22 protein-coding genes are annotated in these 19508 nt (G+C 41.1%); 5 read left to right on the forward strand and 17 right to left on the reverse strand.

Annotated elements, in window-relative coordinates:
• Positions 1 to 163 precede the first annotated feature (163 nt).
• The 6 genes from OQ279_RS11115 to mutY form a co-directional block, all read right to left on the reverse strand.
• Positions 164 to 334 (reverse strand): hypothetical protein, encoded by a 171-nt coding sequence (locus tag OQ279_RS11115; protein ID WP_266069993.1) that lies wholly within the window; start codon positions 332 to 334, stop codon positions 164 to 166.
• Positions 335 to 404: 70 nt separating this feature from the next.
• A complete protein-coding gene (locus OQ279_RS11120; RefSeq protein ID WP_266069994.1) occupies positions 405 to 1289 on the reverse strand; it encodes a DMT family transporter in 885 nt (294 codons plus the stop codon).
• A 43-nt stretch (positions 1290 to 1332) separates the two neighbouring features.
• A complete protein-coding gene (gene gldD, locus OQ279_RS11125) occupies positions 1333 to 1908 on the reverse strand; it encodes a gliding motility lipoprotein GldD (RefSeq protein ID WP_266069995.1) in 576 nt (191 codons plus the stop codon).
• Complete coding sequence (locus OQ279_RS11130; protein ID WP_266069996.1) at positions 1905 to 3224, reverse strand: gliding motility-associated protein GldE; 1320 nt, start codon at positions 3222 to 3224, stop codon at positions 1905 to 1907. Before OQ279_RS11130 ends, gldD begins: the two co-directional genes overlap by 4 nt.
• A gap of 21 nt (positions 3225 to 3245) precedes the next feature.
• A complete protein-coding gene (locus tag OQ279_RS11135) occupies positions 3246 to 3740 on the reverse strand; it encodes a single-stranded DNA-binding protein (protein ID WP_266069997.1) in 495 nt (164 codons plus the stop codon).
• Positions 3741 to 3834: 94 nt separating this feature from the next.
• Positions 3835 to 4869, reverse strand: coding sequence for an A/G-specific adenine glycosylase (gene mutY / locus OQ279_RS11140; RefSeq protein ID WP_266069998.1), 1035 nt, complete (start codon positions 4867 to 4869; stop codon positions 3835 to 3837).
• A 120-nt stretch (positions 4870 to 4989) separates the two neighbouring features.
• Between mutY and OQ279_RS11145 the strand changes: the two genes are divergently transcribed.
• The 3 genes from OQ279_RS11145 to OQ279_RS11155 all read left to right on the forward strand — a co-directional run bounded on the left by OQ279_RS11145 (position 4990) and on the right by OQ279_RS11155 (position 7773).
• On the forward strand, positions 4990 to 5295 hold the full coding sequence (locus OQ279_RS11145) for an HU family DNA-binding protein (protein WP_262507439.1): 306 nt from the start codon (positions 4990 to 4992) through the stop codon (positions 5293 to 5295).
• A gap of 297 nt (positions 5296 to 5592) precedes the next feature.
• A complete protein-coding gene (locus OQ279_RS11150; protein WP_266069999.1) occupies positions 5593 to 7134 on the forward strand; it encodes an Rne/Rng family ribonuclease in 1542 nt (513 codons plus the stop codon).
• A gap of 153 nt (positions 7135 to 7287) precedes the next feature.
• Complete coding sequence (locus tag OQ279_RS11155; RefSeq protein ID WP_266070000.1) at positions 7288 to 7773, forward strand: regulatory protein RecX; 486 nt, start codon at positions 7288 to 7290, stop codon at positions 7771 to 7773.
• A gap of 31 nt (positions 7774 to 7804) precedes the next feature.
• Here OQ279_RS11155 and OQ279_RS11160 read toward each other — a convergent pair whose 3' ends face one another.
• From OQ279_RS11160 to OQ279_RS11170, 3 genes are all read right to left on the reverse strand, one after another.
• On the reverse strand, positions 7805 to 8683 hold the full coding sequence (locus tag OQ279_RS11160) for a cupin-like domain-containing protein (RefSeq protein WP_266070001.1): 879 nt from the start codon (positions 8681 to 8683) through the stop codon (positions 7805 to 7807).
• Positions 8684 to 8942: 259 nt separating this feature from the next.
• A complete protein-coding gene (locus tag OQ279_RS11165) occupies positions 8943 to 9530 on the reverse strand; it encodes an SET domain-containing protein (RefSeq protein ID WP_266070002.1) in 588 nt (195 codons plus the stop codon).
• Positions 9531 to 9757: 227 nt separating this feature from the next.
• Positions 9758 to 10171, reverse strand: a complete 414-nt coding sequence (locus OQ279_RS11170) for a putative signal transducing protein (protein ID WP_266070003.1) — start codon at positions 10169 to 10171, stop codon at positions 9758 to 9760.
• Between the two features lie 107 nt (positions 10172 to 10278).
• Between OQ279_RS11170 and OQ279_RS11175 the strand changes: the two genes are divergently transcribed.
• Entirely contained in the window at positions 10279 to 10728 is a 450-nt protein-coding gene (locus OQ279_RS11175) for an MgtC/SapB family protein (protein WP_266070004.1), read from the forward strand.
• Here OQ279_RS11175 and mnhG read toward each other — a convergent pair.
• The 7 genes from mnhG to OQ279_RS11210 are packed head-to-tail and all read right to left on the reverse strand — an operon-like array spanning position 10725 to position 16463.
• Positions 10725 to 11111, reverse strand: coding sequence for a monovalent cation/H(+) antiporter subunit G (gene mnhG / locus OQ279_RS11180; protein ID WP_274704466.1), 387 nt, complete (start codon positions 11109 to 11111; stop codon positions 10725 to 10727). The genes OQ279_RS11175 and mnhG overlap by 4 nt on opposite strands.
• A complete protein-coding gene (locus OQ279_RS11185) occupies positions 11108 to 11386 on the reverse strand; it encodes a cation:proton antiporter (RefSeq protein ID WP_266070005.1) in 279 nt (92 codons plus the stop codon). The genes mnhG and OQ279_RS11185 overlap by 4 nt, the downstream gene beginning before the upstream one ends.
• Positions 11383 to 11859, reverse strand: coding sequence for a Na+/H+ antiporter subunit E (locus OQ279_RS11190; protein ID WP_266070006.1), 477 nt, complete (start codon positions 11857 to 11859; stop codon positions 11383 to 11385). The genes OQ279_RS11185 and OQ279_RS11190 overlap by 4 nt, the downstream gene beginning before the upstream one ends.
• 6 nt (positions 11860 to 11865) lie before the next feature.
• Positions 11866 to 13374 carry a proton-conducting transporter transmembrane domain-containing protein gene (locus OQ279_RS11195; RefSeq protein ID WP_266070007.1) on the reverse strand — a complete coding sequence of 503 codons (1509 nt, stop codon included), beginning with the start codon at positions 13372 to 13374 and terminating at the stop codon, positions 11866 to 11868.
• Entirely contained in the window at positions 13371 to 13724 is a 354-nt protein-coding gene (locus OQ279_RS11200; protein WP_266070008.1) for a Na+/H+ antiporter subunit C, read from the reverse strand. The genes OQ279_RS11195 and OQ279_RS11200 overlap by 4 nt, the downstream gene beginning before the upstream one ends.
• Positions 13725 to 13727: 3 nt before the next feature.
• A complete protein-coding gene (locus OQ279_RS11205; protein WP_266070009.1) occupies positions 13728 to 14141 on the reverse strand; it encodes a Na+/H+ antiporter subunit B in 414 nt (137 codons plus the stop codon).
• A gap of 3 nt (positions 14142 to 14144) precedes the next feature.
• Positions 14145 to 16463 carry a putative monovalent cation/H+ antiporter subunit A gene (locus OQ279_RS11210; protein ID WP_266070010.1) on the reverse strand — a complete coding sequence of 773 codons (2319 nt, stop codon included), beginning with the start codon at positions 16461 to 16463 and terminating at the stop codon, positions 14145 to 14147.
• A 300-nt stretch (positions 16464 to 16763) separates the two neighbouring features.
• On the opposite strand from OQ279_RS11210, the gene OQ279_RS11215 reads away from it, so the two are divergent.
• Positions 16764 to 18536: a M61 family metallopeptidase gene (locus OQ279_RS11215; protein WP_266070012.1), complete on the forward strand. Its 1773-nt coding sequence runs from the start codon at positions 16764 to 16766 to the stop codon at positions 18534 to 18536.
• A 623-nt stretch (positions 18537 to 19159) separates the two neighbouring features.
• On the opposite strand, the gene OQ279_RS11220 is transcribed toward OQ279_RS11215, so the two are convergent.
• A complete protein-coding gene (locus OQ279_RS11220; RefSeq protein WP_266070013.1) occupies positions 19160 to 19450 on the reverse strand; it encodes a FoF1 ATP synthase subunit delta/epsilon in 291 nt (96 codons plus the stop codon).
• Positions 19451 to 19508 lie beyond the last annotated feature (58 nt).

Raw genomic sequence — 19508 nt, forward strand, 5'->3', positions numbered from 1 at the left:
CTCAGGTGAAAAAACCACTCCTTTAAATATCTACCAACAAAAAAGCCGCCTAAAAATTACTTTTCAGACAGCCTCTTATTTTTAACAATCCATAAAGATAAACCTGCTCCAAAAAAGCATTTTTAACAATCCTTTTTCAGAATAAAAAAGATGGAGAGGTTAACTAGACGAATAATACTGTCTCAGGTTGAGACGAAACCAATTCTGTCTTCTCTTTTTTGATCGTATCATCTTTTTTCTGAAGATCAGCAAGTTCGGCGACTGCAAACTGCCAGGCAATCAAAAGAGAAAACCCAACAAAGCATGCAAAACCAAAAAACATTCTCTTTTTCATTTCATATAGGGATTAGAAATTCAATAGCAATGTAAAGTTAAGAAATAGTTAAAATACATCCAAATACATCCTAACTTATTTTTTTTCTGCTATTTACGATGAGAACTCCTATTATAATAACCACCCCCGACAAGATCTGAACAAAGCTAAATTCCTCCCCGTCAAGTACGCCCCAACCCACAGCCACTATAGGTACGAGATATGTTACCGAGGTTGAGAAAACCGGATCTGAGATTTGAATAAGCTTGTTAAAAACTATTAAAGCAGCACCTGTACCCACTACCCCCAGAATACCTATATATACTAAACTCATAGGCACATTTGGCGCAGAAAGGGTTTCTGCCGAAAAGAATCCTGTACTGGCGAGAACAATGAGAGCGGGTATGGCAATAACCATAAAGTTACCCGTAGTAATGGCAAGGGCAGGTAGATTTTGAAGGTGTTTCTTAATGATGTTGGCATTGAATCCGTAGAACAATGACGCCAGAATCACCAACAGGGAATACCAGTAATTTTGATCGGGATTAACCGTGGCGCCACTCCAAATCAAAGCTGTGGTTCCTGCCAGCCCAACCATTACGCCCAGAAACTTCTTTTTCACAAAAGCTGCTTCAAAGAGAATGATCCCAACCAGCATGGAAAGCAACGGAGTTGTGGAATTGAGAATGGAAACAATGGCGCTGTCTATTTCAGTTTCAGCAAAAGAAAACAGATAAGCCGGAAAAAAAGTTCCAAAAAAGCCTGAAATACCAATCCACATCCACTGCTTTCCCTTTATGTGTTTTAGTGATCCAAGCCCGATAAGAGCAAGAAACAGTGCAGCAAAGACTGTTCGCAGGGAACCAACCTGTAAGGCAGTAAGACCCACCAGCCCCTTTTTAATGAGAATAAAAGAGCTGCCCCAAACCAGGGCAAGCAGGCAAAGATAAATCCATTTAAGGCTACTCCTGGGCATATTAAATTTTAAGCTGCCAAAAGTAAGAAACTACAGCAAGAAATTAGTCACTGATATTTGGTTGCCATTTCACAGTTTCCATAAGGTGCCTTATATCTTTCTTCAGGTAAGCTGCGGCGGGTAAGATAGAATCAAAGTTTGGCTGTGCCTCAAAATACACTGAACCTGTAAGGAAATGGCTGGTACTATCGGTGAGGTAGAACTGGGCCTGCGACGCTGCATCTCCCAAAACCTGATAGAACATACCGTAGGTGTTGTGATAATTGTTACTATATACCGACCCCTCGATAGCATCGGCTTTGATAGTGTGCCGCAAAGGTAATTTTTGGGCATCGGTAAGCAGGGAATCGAGATTGTTCTCTACCGACTGATATGTGATGAAGATAGTACCTTTTAAATGCGGATATTCCAGGTTTAACCAACACTCCTTCCCCACCCGTGAAGGCTGCACTACAGCTATAGAATTTTTCTCAAAACCGTAAGGACATCCGTCGTTTGAATAGAAAACATACTCAGCCGCGGGATATTCTAAGGCCAGGTAGGCGTTAGGTTTTGGCTGCACTTCATTGCCACATGAGACCAAACCTGCCAAAAATGTCAAAAAAATTATCCTTTTCATTCTCCGGTGATACTCACTTTAATTTGTTTTATCCGCTTCTTGTCTACGGCTTCAACCGTAAAACTATAACCGTCAAAAAGTATTATATCGTTCTTTCGGGGGAAACTTCCTGAAATTTCAAGCAGGAAGCCGGCAAGTGTTTCGGCCTCACCTTTATTCTCTTCAAATAATTCCGGATTATCTAGTTTTATGACCCTATAAAAATCCTTCAGCGGAGTCTTTCCTTCAAAAACGTAGTTATTTTCATCTAATTTTGAAAAGATAAGATCTTCATCATCAAATTCATCACTTATATCCCCTACAATTTCTTCAATAATATCTTCAAGAGAAATGAGTCCGCTGGTACCGCCATATTCATCTACCACAATGGCCAGGTGATTCTTTTTAATTTTGAAATCATTTAAAAGGTCGTCCAGCTTTTTATTTTCGGGCACAAAATAAGGTTCTCTTAGCAAGGAAGTCCATTCGTAATGCTCCTCTTCAAGAAAAGGCAGAAGATCCTTCACATATAGAATACCGGTAACGTTATCTATGTTCTCCTTATATACAGGAATACGGGAATATCCATTTTCTATGATCTCCGGAATAATCTCACTATAATCCTGAGTTTCGTTAAGTGCAAAAATATCCATTCGCGGCCGCATTACCTGTTTGGTATCGGTATTTCCGAAAGAGACAATTCCACGTAAGATCTTTTGCTCCTCCTTGGTGGTATCATGCTGACTGGTTAGCTCCAGGGCCTGTGATAACTGATCAACGCTAAGCCCATGGCTCTTATTTCCCAGTCTTTGATGTATGCCGATAGTAACCGCCCTCATAGGAATACTTAAGGGGGAGAATAATTTATCGAGCACGTTAAGAGGGTAAGCCATAAAGTGCGAAAAAGCTACTTTATTGCGGCTGGCGTAAACTTTGGGCAAAATTTCTCCAAAAAGCAGGATGAGGAAAGTTACTACCACAACTTCCAGGAGAAACTGAAGATCTACTCCCATAAAGACCGTGTCAATATTTTCAAAGGCTGCATCGGTAAGGTTATCAAACAACAGGATAATAGCAATATTAATCATGTTGTTAGCAACCAGGATGGTGGCCAGCAATTTTTTCGGTTTATCGAGCAGGCTTATAACAATCTGTTCTTTTACGCTCCTCTTAGACTCTTCCACCTCAAAATCGGCCGGGGTAAGCGAGAACATTGCTACCTCGGCACCCGAAATTAGGGCAGAGCAAACCAGCAAAAGCATTGCCGTAACAACACCTAATAGCTGCGGAAGGTTATCAACAAAAAGAGGTATAAAACTGTCAGGATCGGGATCCAAATGTGTAACTTTTAATTAGACTTAGAACGGAAGATCATCCTCGTCCTCCTGTGTAAAACTCTGTGACTGACTGGTTGAAGGTGTATCCTGTCGCGGCTGGTTGTACTGTTGCCCCTGCTGTTGCTGAGACTGCCCATAACCGTCACTTTGATTACCTCCACTGCCAGGCGCTGCAGCATCTTTGGGTGTTAAAAAGGTGAAATCTGTACACTGTATTTCGGTAGAATATCTTTCAATCCCTTTATCGTCCTGCCATTTTCTGGTCTTGATTCTTCCCTCAATATAGACCTTATCGCCTTTTTTAAGGTATTTCTCACAGATCTCGGCAGCTTTATTTCGCACCACAACATTGTGCCATTCGGTATTTTCAACCTTTTGACCTGTAGTTTTATTGGTATAGACCTCATTGGTCGCCAAAGGAAAACGCCCAATAGATCCACCTCCTTCAAAATAGTGCATTTTCACATCGTCTCCCGTGTGGCCAATAAGCATTACTTTATTTAAGGTTCCGGTCATGGTTTGTTGTTTAAGTTACAATTTTAAAAATAGCAAATTACTCTTCAATCACCTTCCAAAAATGTCATTTTTGAGAAGTTCTTTTTTAAAGAGCTTAAAAATCAAAGGTATCAATAAAATTTTCTATTAAAACCGGGACGGGTAATTTATTTACTTCGGCCAGAGAGAGCGCTTCTTTGGGCAGCTCATCACACTTTACTATCCAGAATTTGGTGTAAATATGTTGATGAGAGAGTTTGTGCACCACCGGCAGGTCGTTGTAGAGCACCGGCTCCTTATTTATTACTGAATATTCCGCAGGAACATCGGCCACGAGGTTTTCAAGTTGTGCTTCGGAAGCAGTTTCTACCAGCGGAAATTCGTAAAGTCCTTCCCAAATACCTTTTCCGCGACGTTGGTTCATAATAGTCTTCCCTTCTTCTGAAATATAGACGAGATAATTAAAATGCCTTTTTTTAATCTTTTGCTTCTTTAGCTTTACGGGCAGTTCGCCTATACGATCCTGATTGAAAGCCACACATGTTGTAACAAAAGGGCAGGAACCACAAAGCGGCCTGCGCGGCTTACACTGTTCTGATCCAAATTCTATCAACGCCTGATTGAAATTTGCAGGCTCGTCCTTATTAATAACCTTTTGAGCCAGCTGCCGGAATTCTTTGATCCCCTGGCTAGAATTTGTAGGAGTATCAATACCAAAAATACGGGCCAAAACCCTGTAAACATTACCGTCTACTGCTGCCTGTGGTTCTTCATAACAAATTGAAGCTATTGCAGCCGCGGTATAATCACCCACTCCTTTTAACTTTACCAGTTCTTTATAGGAAGCAGGAAAGCTTCCGCCGAGATCAAAAGCTATATATTTTGCAGTAAAATGTAAATTCCTGGCCCGGGAGTAATAGCCAAGCCCCTGCCAAAGTTTTAGCACTTCTTCTTCCGAAGCATTAGCTAAAGCCAAAACGTTGGGATAAGCTTTTAAGAACTTAAAATAGTAAGGTTTTCCCTGTTCAACCCGGGTTTGCTGAAGAATTATTTCACTAAGCCAGATTTGATAAGGGTCTTTAGTTCTGCGCCATGGCAGATCCCTTTTATTATCTAAATACCAGTTTATCAGCTCCTTATCGAAAGACATCAATCAAATTTCTTAAGTGCAATAATAATTCTTTATTCTCTTACTATTTAATGGGTTAGGATTAAAAAGTTGCGGATTTAATTCATATATTTGCCCCTCGAAAATTTACAAACCCTATTAATAAATTATACGAAAATGACGAAAGCAGATATCGTGGCAAAAATCTCCGAGAAACTAGGAATGGAGAAAGGAGATGTTCAGGCTACTGTGGAAACCTTTATGGAGGAGGTGAAAACTTCACTAGAGGCTGGTGACAACGTTTACCTAAGAGGATTTGGAAGCTTTATCATCAAAACAAGAGCCGAAAAAACCGGAAGAAACATTTCCAAGAATACCACTATAAAGATTCCTGCACATAATATTCCGGCTTTTAAACCTGCCAAAGTATTTGTTGAAGGCGTGAAATCTAACGTTGAGGTAAAGTAATTCCCTGCCCGTAGGCAGAAACAAAATAAATTTAATTAATTAAAAAGTCACACTATGCCAAGTGGTAAAAAGAGAAAAAGACATAAGGTAGCTACGCACAAGCGTAAAAAAAGAGCAAGAGCTAACCGCCACAAGAAAAAGAAGTAGTTTTCATACTACTTTTTTTGTTTAAAACGTTCTTTGAAATCGAAATTCAAATTTAGGTTCTCTGAGCTTGAATTTCCTCAGGATTTTTAAAAACCCTGTGAATTTTATTGTTTAATCCATCCGCCACATGCGGAATAAAATCAATTTAGAGTGAACAAAGAGTTAATTATTAGAACCGGTTCCTCTGCTGTAGATTTTGCCTTATTAAAAGATGGAAAACTAATAGAACTCAACAAGGAAGAAGACGACAGTAATTTTGCGGTGGGAGATATTTTTCTCGCAAAAGTGCGAAAAACTGTCCCCGGCTTAAACGCCGGCTTCGTAAATGTAGGCTATACAAAAGATGCATTCTTGCATTATCATGACCTTGGCCCGCAGGTACTTTCTTTGCTGAAGTTCATAAAACGTGTAAGCACAGGTAAATTAAAGGATTATTCCCTTAAGGATTTTCCTTTAGAAAAAGATATTGATAAGGACGGAAGCATTGCAGATGTCTTAAAATCAAATCAATCGCTACTGGTACAGGTAGTAAAAGAGCCAATATCAACCAAAGGCCCAAGAATAAGTTCTGAACTTTCCCTTCCGGGCCGTTACATCGTACTGGTTCCTTTTTCCAATCGCGTTTCTGTTTCTCAAAAAATAGAAAGCAAAGAAGAAAAGGACCGCCTAAAACGACTTGTAAAAAGTATTAGACCTAAAGGCTTTGGAATTATTGTACGTACCGTAGCAGAAGGCAGAAAAGTAGCAGAACTGGACAACGACCTTCAGAATTTAATGAGTCGTTGGACAGGAATGTGTAAAAAGCTGTATAAAGCACCTCATCCCTCAAAAGTATTGGGAGAATTGAACAGGGCATCTTCTATTCTTAGAGATGTCTTTAATGATTCATTTACCTCTATTTGTGTAGACGATGAAACCTTGTACACCCAAATTAAAGATTATGTGAGCGAAATTGCTCCAAAGAAAGAATCCATTGTAAAATTGTACGACTCAAATATTCCCATCTTCGAAAAATTTGGGATCGAAAGACAAATCAAAACTACTTTTGGCCGCACCGTTTCTATGAACAAAGGGGCATACCTGGTCATTGAGCACACCGAAGCCATGCACGTTATTGACGTGAATAGCGGAAACCGCTCCAACAAATCAAAAAACCAGGAAGACACCGCACTTGAGGTTAACCTTATTAGTGCTACCGAAATAGCCCGACAACTGCGCCTTCGCGACATGGGAGGGATCATTGTAGTTGACTTCATAGACATGAACAAAGCTGAGAACAGGAAAGCTTTGTACGATCATCTTAAAGAGGAGATGAGTGACGACCGCGCAAAACATAAGATTTTGCCCCCCAGTAAGTTTGGACTTGTACAAATTACAAGACAACGGGTTAGACCCGAAATGAACATCAAAACCAGGGAGGAAAACCCCAATAAAAACGGGGAAGAAATTGAAGCTCCCATCGTTTTGGTCAACAGGATCAACCAGGATTTGCAAAAGCTTCTAAAGAAAGACTATAAAAAGATCACTCTAAGTGCACATCCTTTTATAGCAGCCTTTTTAACCAAAGGTTTTCCATCACCCCGCTCCAAATGGTTCTTCGACCATAAAAAGTGGGTTAAAATAGTACCAAGAGATGCTTACACGTATCTTGAATACCACTTTCACGACAATGCCGGGGAAGTGATTCAATAACAAAAAGAAACGCCTTTCATTTATTTGGGAGGCGTTTTTTTTGTTCATAGTATTGAGATATTAAATATGAGAATTGAGATTTTTCTTCCTCTCAATTCTCATATCTCAATACCAAATACTCAATACTAGATACTAAATTTTACCTTTGTTTGAATGAAAGCAGACTCCTCTGGAAAATCATACACCGTAAAAGAAGCCACTCTTAAGCTGATGCAATACTGCGCTTATCGCGACAGGTCACAGAAAGAGGTTGAAGATAAGCTTCTTGAAATGCGGATGATCCCTGCTGCCCGTGAAGAGATCATCATAAAACTGATGCAGGAAGATTTTCTCAATGAAGAGCGTTTTGCCCGCAGTTTTGTACGGGGTAAATTCCGGATAAAAAAATGGGGGCGATATAAGATTCAGCAGGAGCTAAAAGCCAGGGACATCTCTTCTCCCATTATAAAACTGGCCATGACCGAGATTGAGGAAAGTGTTTACAAAACCACACTCTATGAGCTTGCAGAGAAAAAACTCAATCTTCTTTCTGAAGAAGATAAGTTCAAACTAAAGAAAAAGCTGGGTGATTACCTCATCCGGAAAGGTTACGAAAGCTCCCTGGTCTATGAAGTTACAGAAGACCTTATACAGGCATAAGTTTCAAAAATGAGAGCCGGATTTGCCCTTTTTAAAAGGTTTCTGCCCGTTTGTTCGTTCTTTTAACAGCCTGTTCGTTCTTGTAATCTATCCATTTCTGGCCTTTCCACCTGCGCATCGCATTATCAAAATGTCGCATAAAAAACAGGTTATATAGTGCTTTACTCAGGTTTTCAATATTTCTTGGTGCTGCACGCAGGCTCATAGAAAAACCCGGGGTGAGATAAGTCATTTGATGCCAATAGCCTTCGGGCATGTAAAGTGTTTCTCCATGCCTAAGCTCGGTTACCATTCCTTTTGCTTTCCGAAGCGCAGGGAATTGATCAAAATCGGGGTTCATGAAGTCGATATCTTCGCGTGTAATAAGGGCATGAGGCACTTTATAAAGATATTTTGTTTCTGAAGGGGGAAAGAGAATACAGCGTTTCCTTCCATGAAAATGGAAATGCAGAATATTAGCATAGTCTATGTCGTAATGCATAAAGACTTTGGAATTCTCCCCTCCAAAGAACAGCATAGGGATCTGCTTTAGGATGCGTAGCCCTATTTTAGGAAAACTAAAATCCTTTTGAAGCCCAGGAACTTCGCGCAGCAAATGATAAAGAAAAATCCGATAGCTGGTGGGACCTTTTTGGATAAGATCAATGTACTCGCTCATCTTCATATGAAGATGAGGCTCATTAAACTTATATTTTGAAGAAATAGTCTTTTTACCATCAAAAAGAGGCACGGTTTTATCTCCTGCCACCTCCCTGATGTATTCGAGATTCCATTTGGTATAAGCGGGCCAGTCTTCTATTAGCTGCTCTATAACCACCGGCTTTTGCGGTTTTACATACCTCTCTAAAAAGTCTTTTTTGGAGATCTTTTTTTCTCTTGGGATTTCAGCTAATTCAAGTCTCTCTTTCATCTTTCCCTATTTCCTGTTTAATGAAGGGCCTACATTATTCGTCTTCTGCCGGGCAGCAATAATTATCCATTTCAAGGCTCTTCTCACCGCTCCGGTTAAATTTAGTTGCCATGAAATAGTTACCTGATCAAAAATAATCAAAAGCCCCTGTTTAAAAGGTCAAAATTGGGAACTTTCTCTCATTTCTAATAAAAGCTGTCCTTGTAATATTTGAGTTCAACGTTACTGGCCAAACCTAAATTACCGGAACCTCAGCAACCTATTTTTCCCTGTAGTACAAGTTCAGAATAGAATCGAGAGGTTCATTTTGTGAAAGCTTCGTCTTGAGCTTTTCAAGCACATTAGAAGAAATTAATTGTTTCAGTGGCTGCTCAACCTGTTCAAAATTCTCAAAAGCATCCTGGAGCTGCCGGTCCCATTCCTCGTGATACTTCAAAAGATCATCGGGATAAACAGTATCACGACCGGTACCTTCATCTACCGCTTTAAAGGGTTCAGAAATGTTCAGATATCCGTAATCATCGGTCAATTGTTCTCCCGGCTGAATATCCCGAACAGCAACCTCAAAATCGTAAGCCGAAGAAAGGCAATTGGCGTTGAAGCTATGGTTCACGTACTTGGCAAGATCCCAACAAAGCACATATTCCCCTTTATTATTCCGGAAGGAATATTTATCCACCTGCTCCTGTACGTGTGGGTGCATACGTTCTACCTCGCCGCCAGTAAGCACCCGATCTAACGGATCCTGCACCCAGGTAATGGTTCCTTTTGGAATAAATTTTTTAGCCACTACCCCATAGCCAATAATCTCATTAATAAAACGCACTTCTGTATCTGGATGCATCATAAGCAACTGATTTTCTTTCTAAAGTACAAAAATTGGATTGGCAACGTAAAAAATTTTCAGCTTCAGGAATATTTTAAAAACCTCATGTTCTGTAGCTTTCTGCGGAAGGTTTCAACAATACTTCCGAAGAAAAAATGGTGGAAAGAAATTTTAAATCAGCAAATAATAGCTTGTTTTGTTTAAAGCTGAAAAAAAGAAATTATAAGTAATTCAATTAACTATCCAGGTCACTTCAGCTTAAATTCATGTTTACAATTTGTGCAGTGGTAATTTCTTTTCATGTAGAGAGGCAGGGCAATTACCAGAAATGAGAGGCAAAAAAAGAAGAAGGATTTAACACTTTTTACACTGGTAAAGATTTCAACTTTTGAGCTGTTACAATACGGGCAGCTAATTTGCCTGCCCTCATCATCAACAGAGAATTTACTAACAGCTGAAAGCACCCGAAGAGCCTCTTCCCGGTCTTCTTTGCGAACCCTTAGCTTCACCCCGCCAATGGCGTTGCTCACCAGCGGATCTGTGTCTATGGTGTGGTTATCTATCATGAAAGTCTGGATCCCTTCAGCCTCTAACCGACCTTTAAGGATCTGGGCTTCCGCCGAATATTGAAAAACAGCAACGTTTGAAAATTCTTCTCTCATAATACCATTTTTAGAACTTCTGTTAAGCCTGAATAATCCCCTTTTGAATTGAAACTGTGTATTTTTAATGTTAACTTCGACATTAGAAGCTAAGTTAACAATATAAAATGGAGCTACTGGACTTCGGATTAAGAATTGGTGCAGCCCTGCTCGCAGGATTGTTTATTGGAATAGAGCGGGAAATTCACAACAAGAACGCAGGTTTAAAAACCAATGCTTTGGTTTCCCTGGGAGCTGCAGTTTTTGTTCTTACTTCCCTTAGTTTTGCCGGGGATGATTATGTTGATACCACAAGGGTAATTGGGCAGGTGGTGACAGGTATTGGCTTTATTGGTGCCGGGGTAATTTTGCACAAAGGCACAATTGTAAGGGGCCTCACCACAGCTGCAACTGTTTGGTGTAGCGCCGGGGCCGGATGCCTTGCTGCTATTGGAAAGTTTAAAGAACTTTTTCTACTGGTTGCAGTAATTGTATTTGTCAATGTAGTTTTTAACCCGGTAGACCGTTTTATATCAAAGGTCTTTGGTCATGAAGAGGAAGAGAAGATAGATGACTAATGTTTTTCTTTGTCATGATCCATGTTTCGGGGCAGGCTAATGTTTTTACCAGTTTTTCTGTATTTGCCTTCCAGATCATCCATAATGGTCTTTTCCCAGAGTTTATTCCCTTTAATGTAAGAAGCCTTGCCTATAAGATGTGCCCCAACAGGAGCTGTTAAAAGAATAAAAATTATAACTGCCAAAACTCGGGTGGTTGTTGAGAGATCATTAAAGTAGACGGCTGCAGCCAGTAAGATTAATCCTATACCTAAAGTTGCTGCTTTGGTGGTCACTGCCATTCTAAGATAGGTATCGGGCATTCGCAAAATTCCAACACCGGCCAGCAGTACAAAAAGAGTTCCCAGGGTGGCTATAATTCCTATAATTGTATCTACTATCATTTGTCCCTGTCTTTACGTTTTTGAATATAAAAAGAGTACGCCACCGTAGCCAAAAATCCAATAAGGGCCAAGATTAGTGCAATATCTAAAAAAGTGGGTTGATGAGATAGGATGCTGTACACCGCTATAACACCAATTCCCATGGTTACCAGCAGGTCTACTGCCACTACCCTGTCGGAGATTGTGGGCCCTTTAAAGAACCTGAAGAAAACCAGCAAGATCGCAATAGATAGTGCCGGCAGGATTATATAATATAAATAATCGTCTAATGTCATGAAGAGATCTCTAAAATGCGTTTTTCAAATCCGTTCTTGATTTCCCTGATGAATTCTTCCCTGTTTGTGATATACATGGAATAAACGTACAGCACCTTTTTATCTTCAGAAACATCAAGGCTAAGCGTTCCCGGAGTAAGCGTGATCATATTGGCCAATAAGGTGATTTGCGCATCAGACTGTACGTCAAGAGGCACTCCCACAATACCGGGCGTCATATGCAGCTTTGGTGTACCTACTTCCCATGCCACCTGTACATTTGCCTTTACCAGCTGGTAAAGAAAGTAAAAGAAAAAGCCAATAAGTTTTGGCACCAGCTTAAAATACCTGGCACGGCCGCTGCCACGGGTGATGATAAAAAGCACAAAATAACTGAGGATAAATCCGAATAAAATATTGGCAATAGTAAAGCTTCCGGTAAGCGCAACCCAGATAAATGTGAGGAGTAAATTTGCTAAAAACCGGTTTTTCATCTTCTTTTATTTACTTAGTACCGTATTAATATATTCCTGATTGTCCATAAGTTCAAATGCAATCCTTTCAGCCAGATTTTGAATATTCCCTGCCCCAAATCCAAGATAAAGACTTACAATAGAAAGGAGAATAATTGGCGCCAGCATTTGAGTCTTTTTAATATTAGTTAACTTATTAAAGTACGGAAAATTCCGCACTTCAGGCAATTTCTCTCCTGTCTTCCAAAACACTTCTCCCCATAGCTTAATAATTACAACCAGGGTTATAAAGCTGGCAAAAATTATAGCTCCTATCACTATGAAATTCTCTGTGAACCATCCTTCAGAAATTAAAGAAAGCTTGGGCCAGAAACCTGATAAAGGCGGAATCCCCACCAGTGAAAACAGCGGTATTGCAAACAGCAGGCTTAACTTTGGATGATCGGCGTAAAAATCTCCCAGTTTCCTGATGTTGTGGTTTGCCTTGATCTTGTAGATCACCCCACTCATCATAAACAGGTTTGTTTTTACCATAATATCGTGAATAAGGTAAAAAATAGCTCCTGCTATGGCCATTTCGGTCATCATTCCCAGACCGGCTATCATATAACCTATATGGCAAATCACCAGGTAAGAAAATATCTTCCGGATGTTATTCTGAACAATTGCACCTACAGCACCACTAAAGAGCGTAAGAACGGCTACAGCGAGCAGAACGTTCTGCAGGAATGGGTCTACTTCAAAAATGAGCGTAAACACCCTTATCAAAGCGTATACCCCTACTTTGGTAAGTAAGCCCCCAAAAATGGCAGAAACAGCCGATGGCGGGGTGTGATAAGAGGCCGGCAGCCAGAAGTAAAGCGGAAACAGCGCCGATTTAATTCCGAAGCCAACTAAGAACAATAATGCATTTACCTGCACAAGAGTACGATTCTCTACTGCTGCAACCTTTGATGCAAGATCGGCCATGTTAAGGCTTCCTGTGAGTCCGTACAGAACTGCTATGGCAGTAAGAAATACAATTGAAGCCAAAATGTTAAGTGTGAAATATTTTACAGCCCCTTCAAGCTGTGCCTTCTCGCCCCCAATGGTGAGCAAGACAAAAGAGGTGATAATGATAATCTCAAACCACACATAGAGGTTAAAGATATCACCCGTAAGAAAAGCACCGTTTAACCCCAGCAACAGAAAATGAAAAATAGGGAAAAAACCGAATTTTAAACGGGCCGGGATGACAGATCCGGCCGAGAAGCTGGACACTGCAACACCTGCAATAGCAGTAAGCAAGACAAGGGTTGCTGCAAAAGTATCGGCTACAAAGGTTATACCGAATGGCGCCTCCCAGTTTCCTGCCTGTATAGAAAGTGTTCCCCCCTGCCACACCGTAACAAACAACCATATGGCCACTCCCAGGTTTATTAGGCTTCCAAATATGCTTACCACTCTTTGCCACCTAATTCGGCTCCAAAAGAACATGAGCACAATTGCCAGAAGCATTTGTGTTATAAGGGGATAAATAACTAACTGTTCGATCATGAGTATTCGTCTGTTGCGTTCATTTCATCAAGATCATCGGTCTTCACCACTTTATGGGCTCTTTTTACAAGCACAATAGCAAATGACTGCAAACCAAAACTGATGACAATAGCTGTAAGTATAAGTGCCTGCGGAAGCGGATCGGAATAAGCTTCAAGAAAAACTTTTGAATCTCCGGGGATGATAGGTGGTGAGCCTTTGGCTATGCGACCAAGAAGGAAAATAAGCAGGTTTGCTCCATTTCCTAAAAGGATAATGCCAATAATAAGCTTCACTAAACTGCGCCTAAGAATCATATAGATGCCCGAAGCATACAGCGTACCCACCATGATCGCTAAAAGTACTTCCATAGGTTATACAGATTCAGATATAGTGAATATAATAGTTAAGGTCACTCCCAGTACTACCAGGTAAACGCCAATATCAAAAAACAGGGCCGATCCTAAATTTCCCACTATTGGTAAATGATGAGGATACCATAAACCGGTCATAAGGGGTTTTCCTGCAAAGATGATGGGAGAAACACCACTTAAAAAAGATACGGTCAACCCAGTAGGCATTAAAAAACCCGGATGAAATCTTATCAACTGCCGTGTATCTCCAAGTCCGTTTGCAAAAGCATGCAGTACAAAGGCAATAGAAGCAATCAAACCGCCCACAAAGCCTCCACCCGGCAGGTAATGACCTCTAAGCAGTATGAATACCGAGAACACAAGAAGCAACGGCAACATATAATTGGAAGCGGTACGTAGTATAATTGTCTTCATGTTTTAATCTTTTAGTTCCCTGTCATCTCTTCTCAACCTAAGCTTAAGCAGGCTGAATACTCCTATGGCTGCTATGGTAAGCACCGATATTTCCATTAACGTATCAACCCCTCTAAAGTCTACCAGGATAACGTTGACCACATTCTTCCCTTTTGCCATGACATAGGCATTATCTGCATAGAAATTACTCACTTCTTTGTTCACCGGTTCCCCCAGGACTTCAAGAGCGATGAGTGTAATAAGTATACCAAAAGAAACAGAGAGCACCCCGTCTATGGCTTTCATCTTATAATCTGAAATTGAAAGATACTTCGGCAGGCTCGAAAGTACCAAAACAAATAATATTACCGTAAGGGTATCAATAGAGAACTGCGTCATGGCAAGGTCGGGTGCGCTGTATATCACAAACATGAGGCATATAGCATAGCCCACAACCCCCATAGCTACCACGGCTGTTAATCTCGATCTCGCCCCTACCACAAAAAGAATTGCCAGGAACATGATTCCCATGATGATCATTTCATAATAGGTCATTCTTGAGAACGAAGAAAAATCTATAGGTATCCCGTCATGGTCAGAAAAAAGAGAGTATCCTACCAGCACCACCAGGAAAAGTATGATTGTGGAAACGTAATTCCGAAGAAAACCATTTTGGAAGATGCGCGTCCACCAGTTTGAAAAAGTCCTGAAACTATTTCCGAAGTTGTTTACCAGAGTAAGAGGCGCAATAAAGTCAAATCGTGCTACACCTTTTTCTTTGGCTTTAGATGGTTTTACAAGAAAGTACAGGAGAAAACCAACTCCCAGGGTAAGAGCACTTAATCCTAATACTGTGTTGAAACCGTGCCACAACTTGAGATGTAGCTCAGAGTCATCTATTCCCACTGCATTTACTACGGGCTGAACCAGCGGCCCGTCTATGAGGCCGGGAAAAATACCCACAACCAATCCAAGCACAGCAAGGATCACCGGCGGAAGCCACATAAGAAAGCTTGGCAGGTGCACTTTTGAAAAACTTTCAGGAAGTTTACCCGTAAAAGGTTTTATTCCGGCAACAAAGCCTGCATAAAGCACCAGGATATTTGTCGCTATAGCTAAAACAGTAAGCACAATGGCCCAGGAGCCCATATGTAAAGTAGATTCGTAAACCAGGTCTTTTCCTATAAACCCAACAAAAGGCGGCATTCCCGCACTGGACAGTGCAGCCAGAAAACCTGCTATTGCAACAGGGAACATCACTTTACGTAATCCTGCAAGACGAGTGACATCCCGGGTTCCCGTTTCGTGATCAATAATACCTGTTATCAGGAATAAAGTGGCTTTATAGAGTGCATGAACAATGATATAAACAGCCGCAGCCGTCAAAGCATATTCCGTTCCCAACCCAATAAGAAAGACAAGGAGCCCCAGAACCGCAATGGTAGAATAGGCCAAAACTCCTTTAAGATCGGTCCTGAAAAGAGTATGCACGGCAGCATAGAACATAGTAATTCCTCCCACGGTAATAAGCGTGGTATTCCAAATATCCTCTCCTCCCAATACAGGTGTAAATCTCAACAAAAGATAGATCCCTGCCTTGACCATGGTAGCCGAATGCAGGTAAGTAGATACCGGAGTTGGCGCTTTCATTGCTCCCGGAAGCCAAAAATGGAATGGAAACTGCGCCGATTTTGTAAAAGCTGCCCCAAAAATGAGAAGGACAATCCAGAGGTAAGATTCGCTTTGAACAATGCTGTCGCTAAGCCCCACCATCTCACTAATACTGTAAGTTCCTGCCACGCCTCCCAGCAATAGCGCCCCGGCAAGTAAAAGAAACCCTCCAGATCCTGTTATGGCAAGAGCAAGCACAGCCGACTTTCGGGAGGCTTCACTTGTATTATTAAACCCAATAAGAAAAAAGGAACTTATACTTGTCAACTCCCAAAAGATAAACATTGAGAGTAGGTTGTCGCTCAAAACAAGGCCCAGCATGGCACCCATAAACATACCAAGATAGCCGTAAAACCTGTCCAGGTAATCATGCCCCTTTAAGTAGGCCGCGGTATAGGCAAAAACCAGGAAACCAATTCCTGTAATTAAAAGTGAAAACAGCAGGGAAAGCCCATCGAGAGCAAAGTCGAGATTGAGCCCCAAACTTGGCACCCACTCGTAATTGGCCCTTATCACCTCGCCATTGGCTACCTGTGGGATAAAAGAAAGAAAGTACAGGAACAACACCAGCGGAACGAGTGATGAAAGTACAGCAAGTTTACCTTTGAAATATTTTCCGGCAAAGACCAGAAAAATGGAAAAGATAAAACCTAAAAGTATAGCTGAAAGCATAGGGAACGTTCAAATAACTGGAAAGACAAATATAGCAGGAAAAACTGAGGATTTAAACCCATTGACGCTTTTTACGAGTACCGAATTTCAAAAAATTGTGAGATTTATGCACAAAAAATGTCGACGAAGTTGTCTTTTATTTAATTCCGGGAACTAAAACAGCTTCTGCAGCAGAATTTTTCATTCTGAAACTCAGGTACTTTCAAACTACAAAAGATCTGCTGCTCTTCAAGCTACAGATAATTCCTTCAGGAGCAGCAGTCTCCCCAAATTTTTCTATTTTCAGACAAAATTTTTTCTATGCGTATCCTTATCCTTTTTCTCCTTGCAACTTCCGTTTGTTTTGCTCAGAAAAACACCTACCGTATTTCATTTGAAAATGCAGAACACCACGAAGCCAACGTCAAAATTTCATTTCCCGATCTTGAGCAGGATAACCTTACCGTGCGAATGAGCCGCACCTCTCCCGGCCGTTATGCCCTGCACGAATTCGCAAAAAATGTCTACGAGGTAAAGGCAACAAACTCTAAAGGGGAACAACTGGAGATTTTAAGACCCGATCCCTACTCCTGGATTATTACAGGTCACGACGGACTTGTAAATCTTGAATATATTCTCTTCGGAAACCGCGCCGATGGAACTTATACCCAAATTGACCAAACCCACGCGCACCTTAATATTCCCGCCACTTTTATGTATTCAGAATCCCTGAAGCAAAGGCCTGTAGAAGTCATTTTTGACACCCAACAATTTCCTGATTGGAAGATCGCAACCCAGCTGAAGCAAATTGACAGCAACACATATTATGCTCCAGATCTTTATTACTTCATGGATAGCCCTACCGAAATCAGCAATTTTGACAGCAGGGAATTTGAAATTAACGGGCAGGTGATAAAATTCACCCTGCACCACCCGGGAACGCCGCAGGAGTTTAATGAATACTGGGAAAAGACCAAAGAAATAGTAAGACAGCAAAAAGCCATTTTTGGAGAGTTACCAGAATTTGACTTTAAAAAATATACTTTCCTGGCCTGTTATATGCCACAGGTATCTGGCGACGGCATGGAACACAGGAACAGCACCGTCTTAACCAGTACATCAAGCCTGGCCGAAGGCGGTATGGATAGCAATATTGGCACCGTAGCACATGAGTTCTTTCACGCCTGGAATGTGGAAAGGATACGGCCCCAATCTCTTGAACCTTTCGATTTTACTGAAGCCAACATGAGCGGCCTCCTATGGTTTGCCGAAGGATTCACCAGTTATTACACTGGGCTCACCCTTACCCGCGCAGGAATAATCACTCCTGAAGCTTATGCCAAAGGCCTCAACGGCACCTTCAATTACGTTTGGAATTCTCCTGCAAGAGCATATTTTAACCCGGTAGAAATGAGCTATCAGGCGCCGTTTGTAGATGCAGCGGCTTCCATTGATCCCGTAAATCGTGAAAATACTTTTATCTCCTACTATTCCTACGGAAGCATGCTCGGCCTGGCTCTCGATTTACAGCTGCGTCAAAAAGGGCAAAATCTTGATGCTTTTATGCAACTGGTTTGGGAAAAATACGGCGAACCCGAAATTCCGTATGAGCTGGAAGACCTTCAGAATCTGCTTGCCGCATACGCAGGAAGTGATTTTGCTGAAGATTACTTCGGAAAGTACATCTACAACAGCGAAATGCCAAATTATGAACAACTACTTGCTGAAGTTGGACTCCTTCTAAAAAGGGATTCCAAAAATGCCTTTTTTGGAGCCTCAGTTCAAAAGGATGATGAAGGTTTTTACATAAACAGCAATCCGAAGAAAAATGCTCCCGCCTACAAGGCCGGACTCGATATTGGCGACAGGATTTTATCTGTAAACGGCACCACTCCCAAAGCAGATAGCTCCCGGGAAGATGAATTCGGGCAGTATAAACCGGGAGAGCAGCTAAAACTTGAAATTGAACGCTTCGGAAAAAAGATGCTCAAAAATGTCATTTTAGAAGCTGATCCTACTTTTGAAATTTCCATAGATAAAGATGCATCTCCTGAAGCTGTAAAAGCCAGAAAGGCGTGGTTGTCAGCAAAATAAAATTTTAAGCTGTTGACAATTAAATTTTGACCTATAGCTTGGTTCTACAGAAAAGTCTGGGCTAAAGACCTTACACCTCAATTTAATTTTGCCCCGGACTGAAGCCCGGGACAGTTTATTATGAGGAATGTCGCTCCTCTGGAGCTCTTTTATTAGCGGATTGCTCTTCTAGAATAAATATGCCGCCTCTCGGAGGCTCAATTTCCAAACTTCTTCGGATTCGCCGCAGACTAATAAACATAGATATCCTCCGGCTGAAGCCGGAGGATAAAGAAAAATTCCTTAAAAAGGGCTTTAACCAAAGGATGCTCCTAAGCTCCGGAGGAGCGACATATTCATAGAAGAATCATCTTTTAAAAAAGGAACTTCAGAGGAACGGCATACCATTATCCTAAGCTCCGGAGGAGCGGCACACCATCTGCAGCATATGAAAAATTTTCATCTCGGCTTTAGCCCAAAAATGCCTCAAAGCTCCGGAGGAGCGACATATTTTTAGCAAATCAAGGGCTCTTCGAAAATTGAGCTCCAGAGGAGCGGCATACTCTAGCAGAGTTTTTATTTTTTTACAAACAAAAAAACCGTTGTTTTCACAACGGGTTTTTTAAAATATATTTCTTTTCAGCTTAGTCAGCCAGAACGATGACCTTATTATCTTTCATCTCTACCACTCCACCTTCTACAGGAAGAATTAGGATCTTACTGTCAGTTGCATCTCTTTTGAAGCTTTTGGCAAGATCTTCAGAATTTACAGGATGAGAATGGGTAAATACTTTGATCTCCCCTTTTGAAAGCACCGAAACTATGGGGGCGTGGTTGTTCAACATCTGGAACTGCCCTTCAACTCCCGGCACACTCACAGAATCAACTTCTGCACTAAGCAAAACCGCTTCAGGAGTAACTATTTCTAAATACATAATTATCTAAATTACAAATTTCAAATCCCAAATTCCAAGAGCTTGTTCTTTTGGAATT

Origin of the sequence: Salinimicrobium profundisediminis, from assembly GCF_026241755.1 — a bacterium.
GTDB lineage: Bacteria > Bacteroidota > Bacteroidia > Flavobacteriales > Flavobacteriaceae > Salinimicrobium > Salinimicrobium profundisediminis.

Coding starts and splice junctions, on each gene's coding strand:
- OQ279_RS11115 (WP_266069993.1), bottom strand. CDS start 334: ATGAAAAAGAGAATGTTTTTTGGTTTTGCATGCTTTGTTGGGTTTTCT.
- OQ279_RS11195 (WP_266070007.1), bottom strand. CDS start 13,374: ATGATCGAACAGTTAGTTATTTATCCCCTTATAACACAAATGCTTCTG.
- OQ279_RS11205 (WP_266070009.1), bottom strand. CDS start 14,141: ATGAAGACAATTATACTACGTACCGCTTCCAATTATATGTTGCCGTTG.
- OQ279_RS11120 (WP_266069994.1), bottom strand. CDS start 1,289: ATGCCCAGGAGTAGCCTTAAATGGATTTATCTTTGCCTGCTTGCCCTG.
- mnhG (WP_274704466.1), bottom strand. CDS start 11,111: ATGATAGTAGATACAATTATAGGAATTATAGCCACCCTGGGAACTCTT.
- OQ279_RS11215 (WP_266070012.1), top strand. CDS start 16,764: ATGCGTATCCTTATCCTTTTTCTCCTTGCAACTTCCGTTTGTTTTGCT.
- OQ279_RS11155 (WP_266070000.1), top strand. CDS start 7,288: ATGAAAGCAGACTCCTCTGGAAAATCATACACCGTAAAAGAAGCCACT.
- OQ279_RS11190 (WP_266070006.1), bottom strand. CDS start 11,859: ATGAAAAACCGGTTTTTAGCAAATTTACTCCTCACATTTATCTGGGTT.
- mutY (WP_266069998.1), bottom strand. CDS start 4,869: ATGTCTTTCGATAAGGAGCTGATAAACTGGTATTTAGATAATAAAAGG.
- OQ279_RS11210 (WP_266070010.1), bottom strand. CDS start 16,463: ATGCTTTCAGCTATACTTTTAGGTTTTATCTTTTCCATTTTTCTGGTC.
- OQ279_RS11160 (WP_266070001.1), bottom strand. CDS start 8,683: ATGAAAGAGAGACTTGAATTAGCTGAAATCCCAAGAGAAAAAAAGATC.
- OQ279_RS11175 (WP_266070004.1), top strand. CDS start 10,279: ATGGAGCTACTGGACTTCGGATTAAGAATTGGTGCAGCCCTGCTCGCA.
- gldD (WP_266069995.1), bottom strand. CDS start 1,908: ATGAAAAGGATAATTTTTTTGACATTTTTGGCAGGTTTGGTCTCATGT.
- OQ279_RS11200 (WP_266070008.1), bottom strand. CDS start 13,724: ATGGAAGTACTTTTAGCGATCATGGTGGGTACGCTGTATGCTTCGGGC.
- OQ279_RS11165 (WP_266070002.1), bottom strand. CDS start 9,530: ATGATGCATCCAGATACAGAAGTGCGTTTTATTAATGAGATTATTGGC.
- OQ279_RS11220 (WP_266070013.1), bottom strand. CDS start 19,450: ATGTATTTAGAAATAGTTACTCCTGAAGCGGTTTTGCTTAGTGCAGAA.
- OQ279_RS11185 (WP_266070005.1), bottom strand. CDS start 11,386: ATGACATTAGACGATTATTTATATTATATAATCCTGCCGGCACTATCT.
- OQ279_RS11135 (WP_266069997.1), bottom strand. CDS start 3,740: ATGACCGGAACCTTAAATAAAGTAATGCTTATTGGCCACACGGGAGAC.
- OQ279_RS11170 (WP_266070003.1), bottom strand. CDS start 10,171: ATGAGAGAAGAATTTTCAAACGTTGCTGTTTTTCAATATTCGGCGGAA.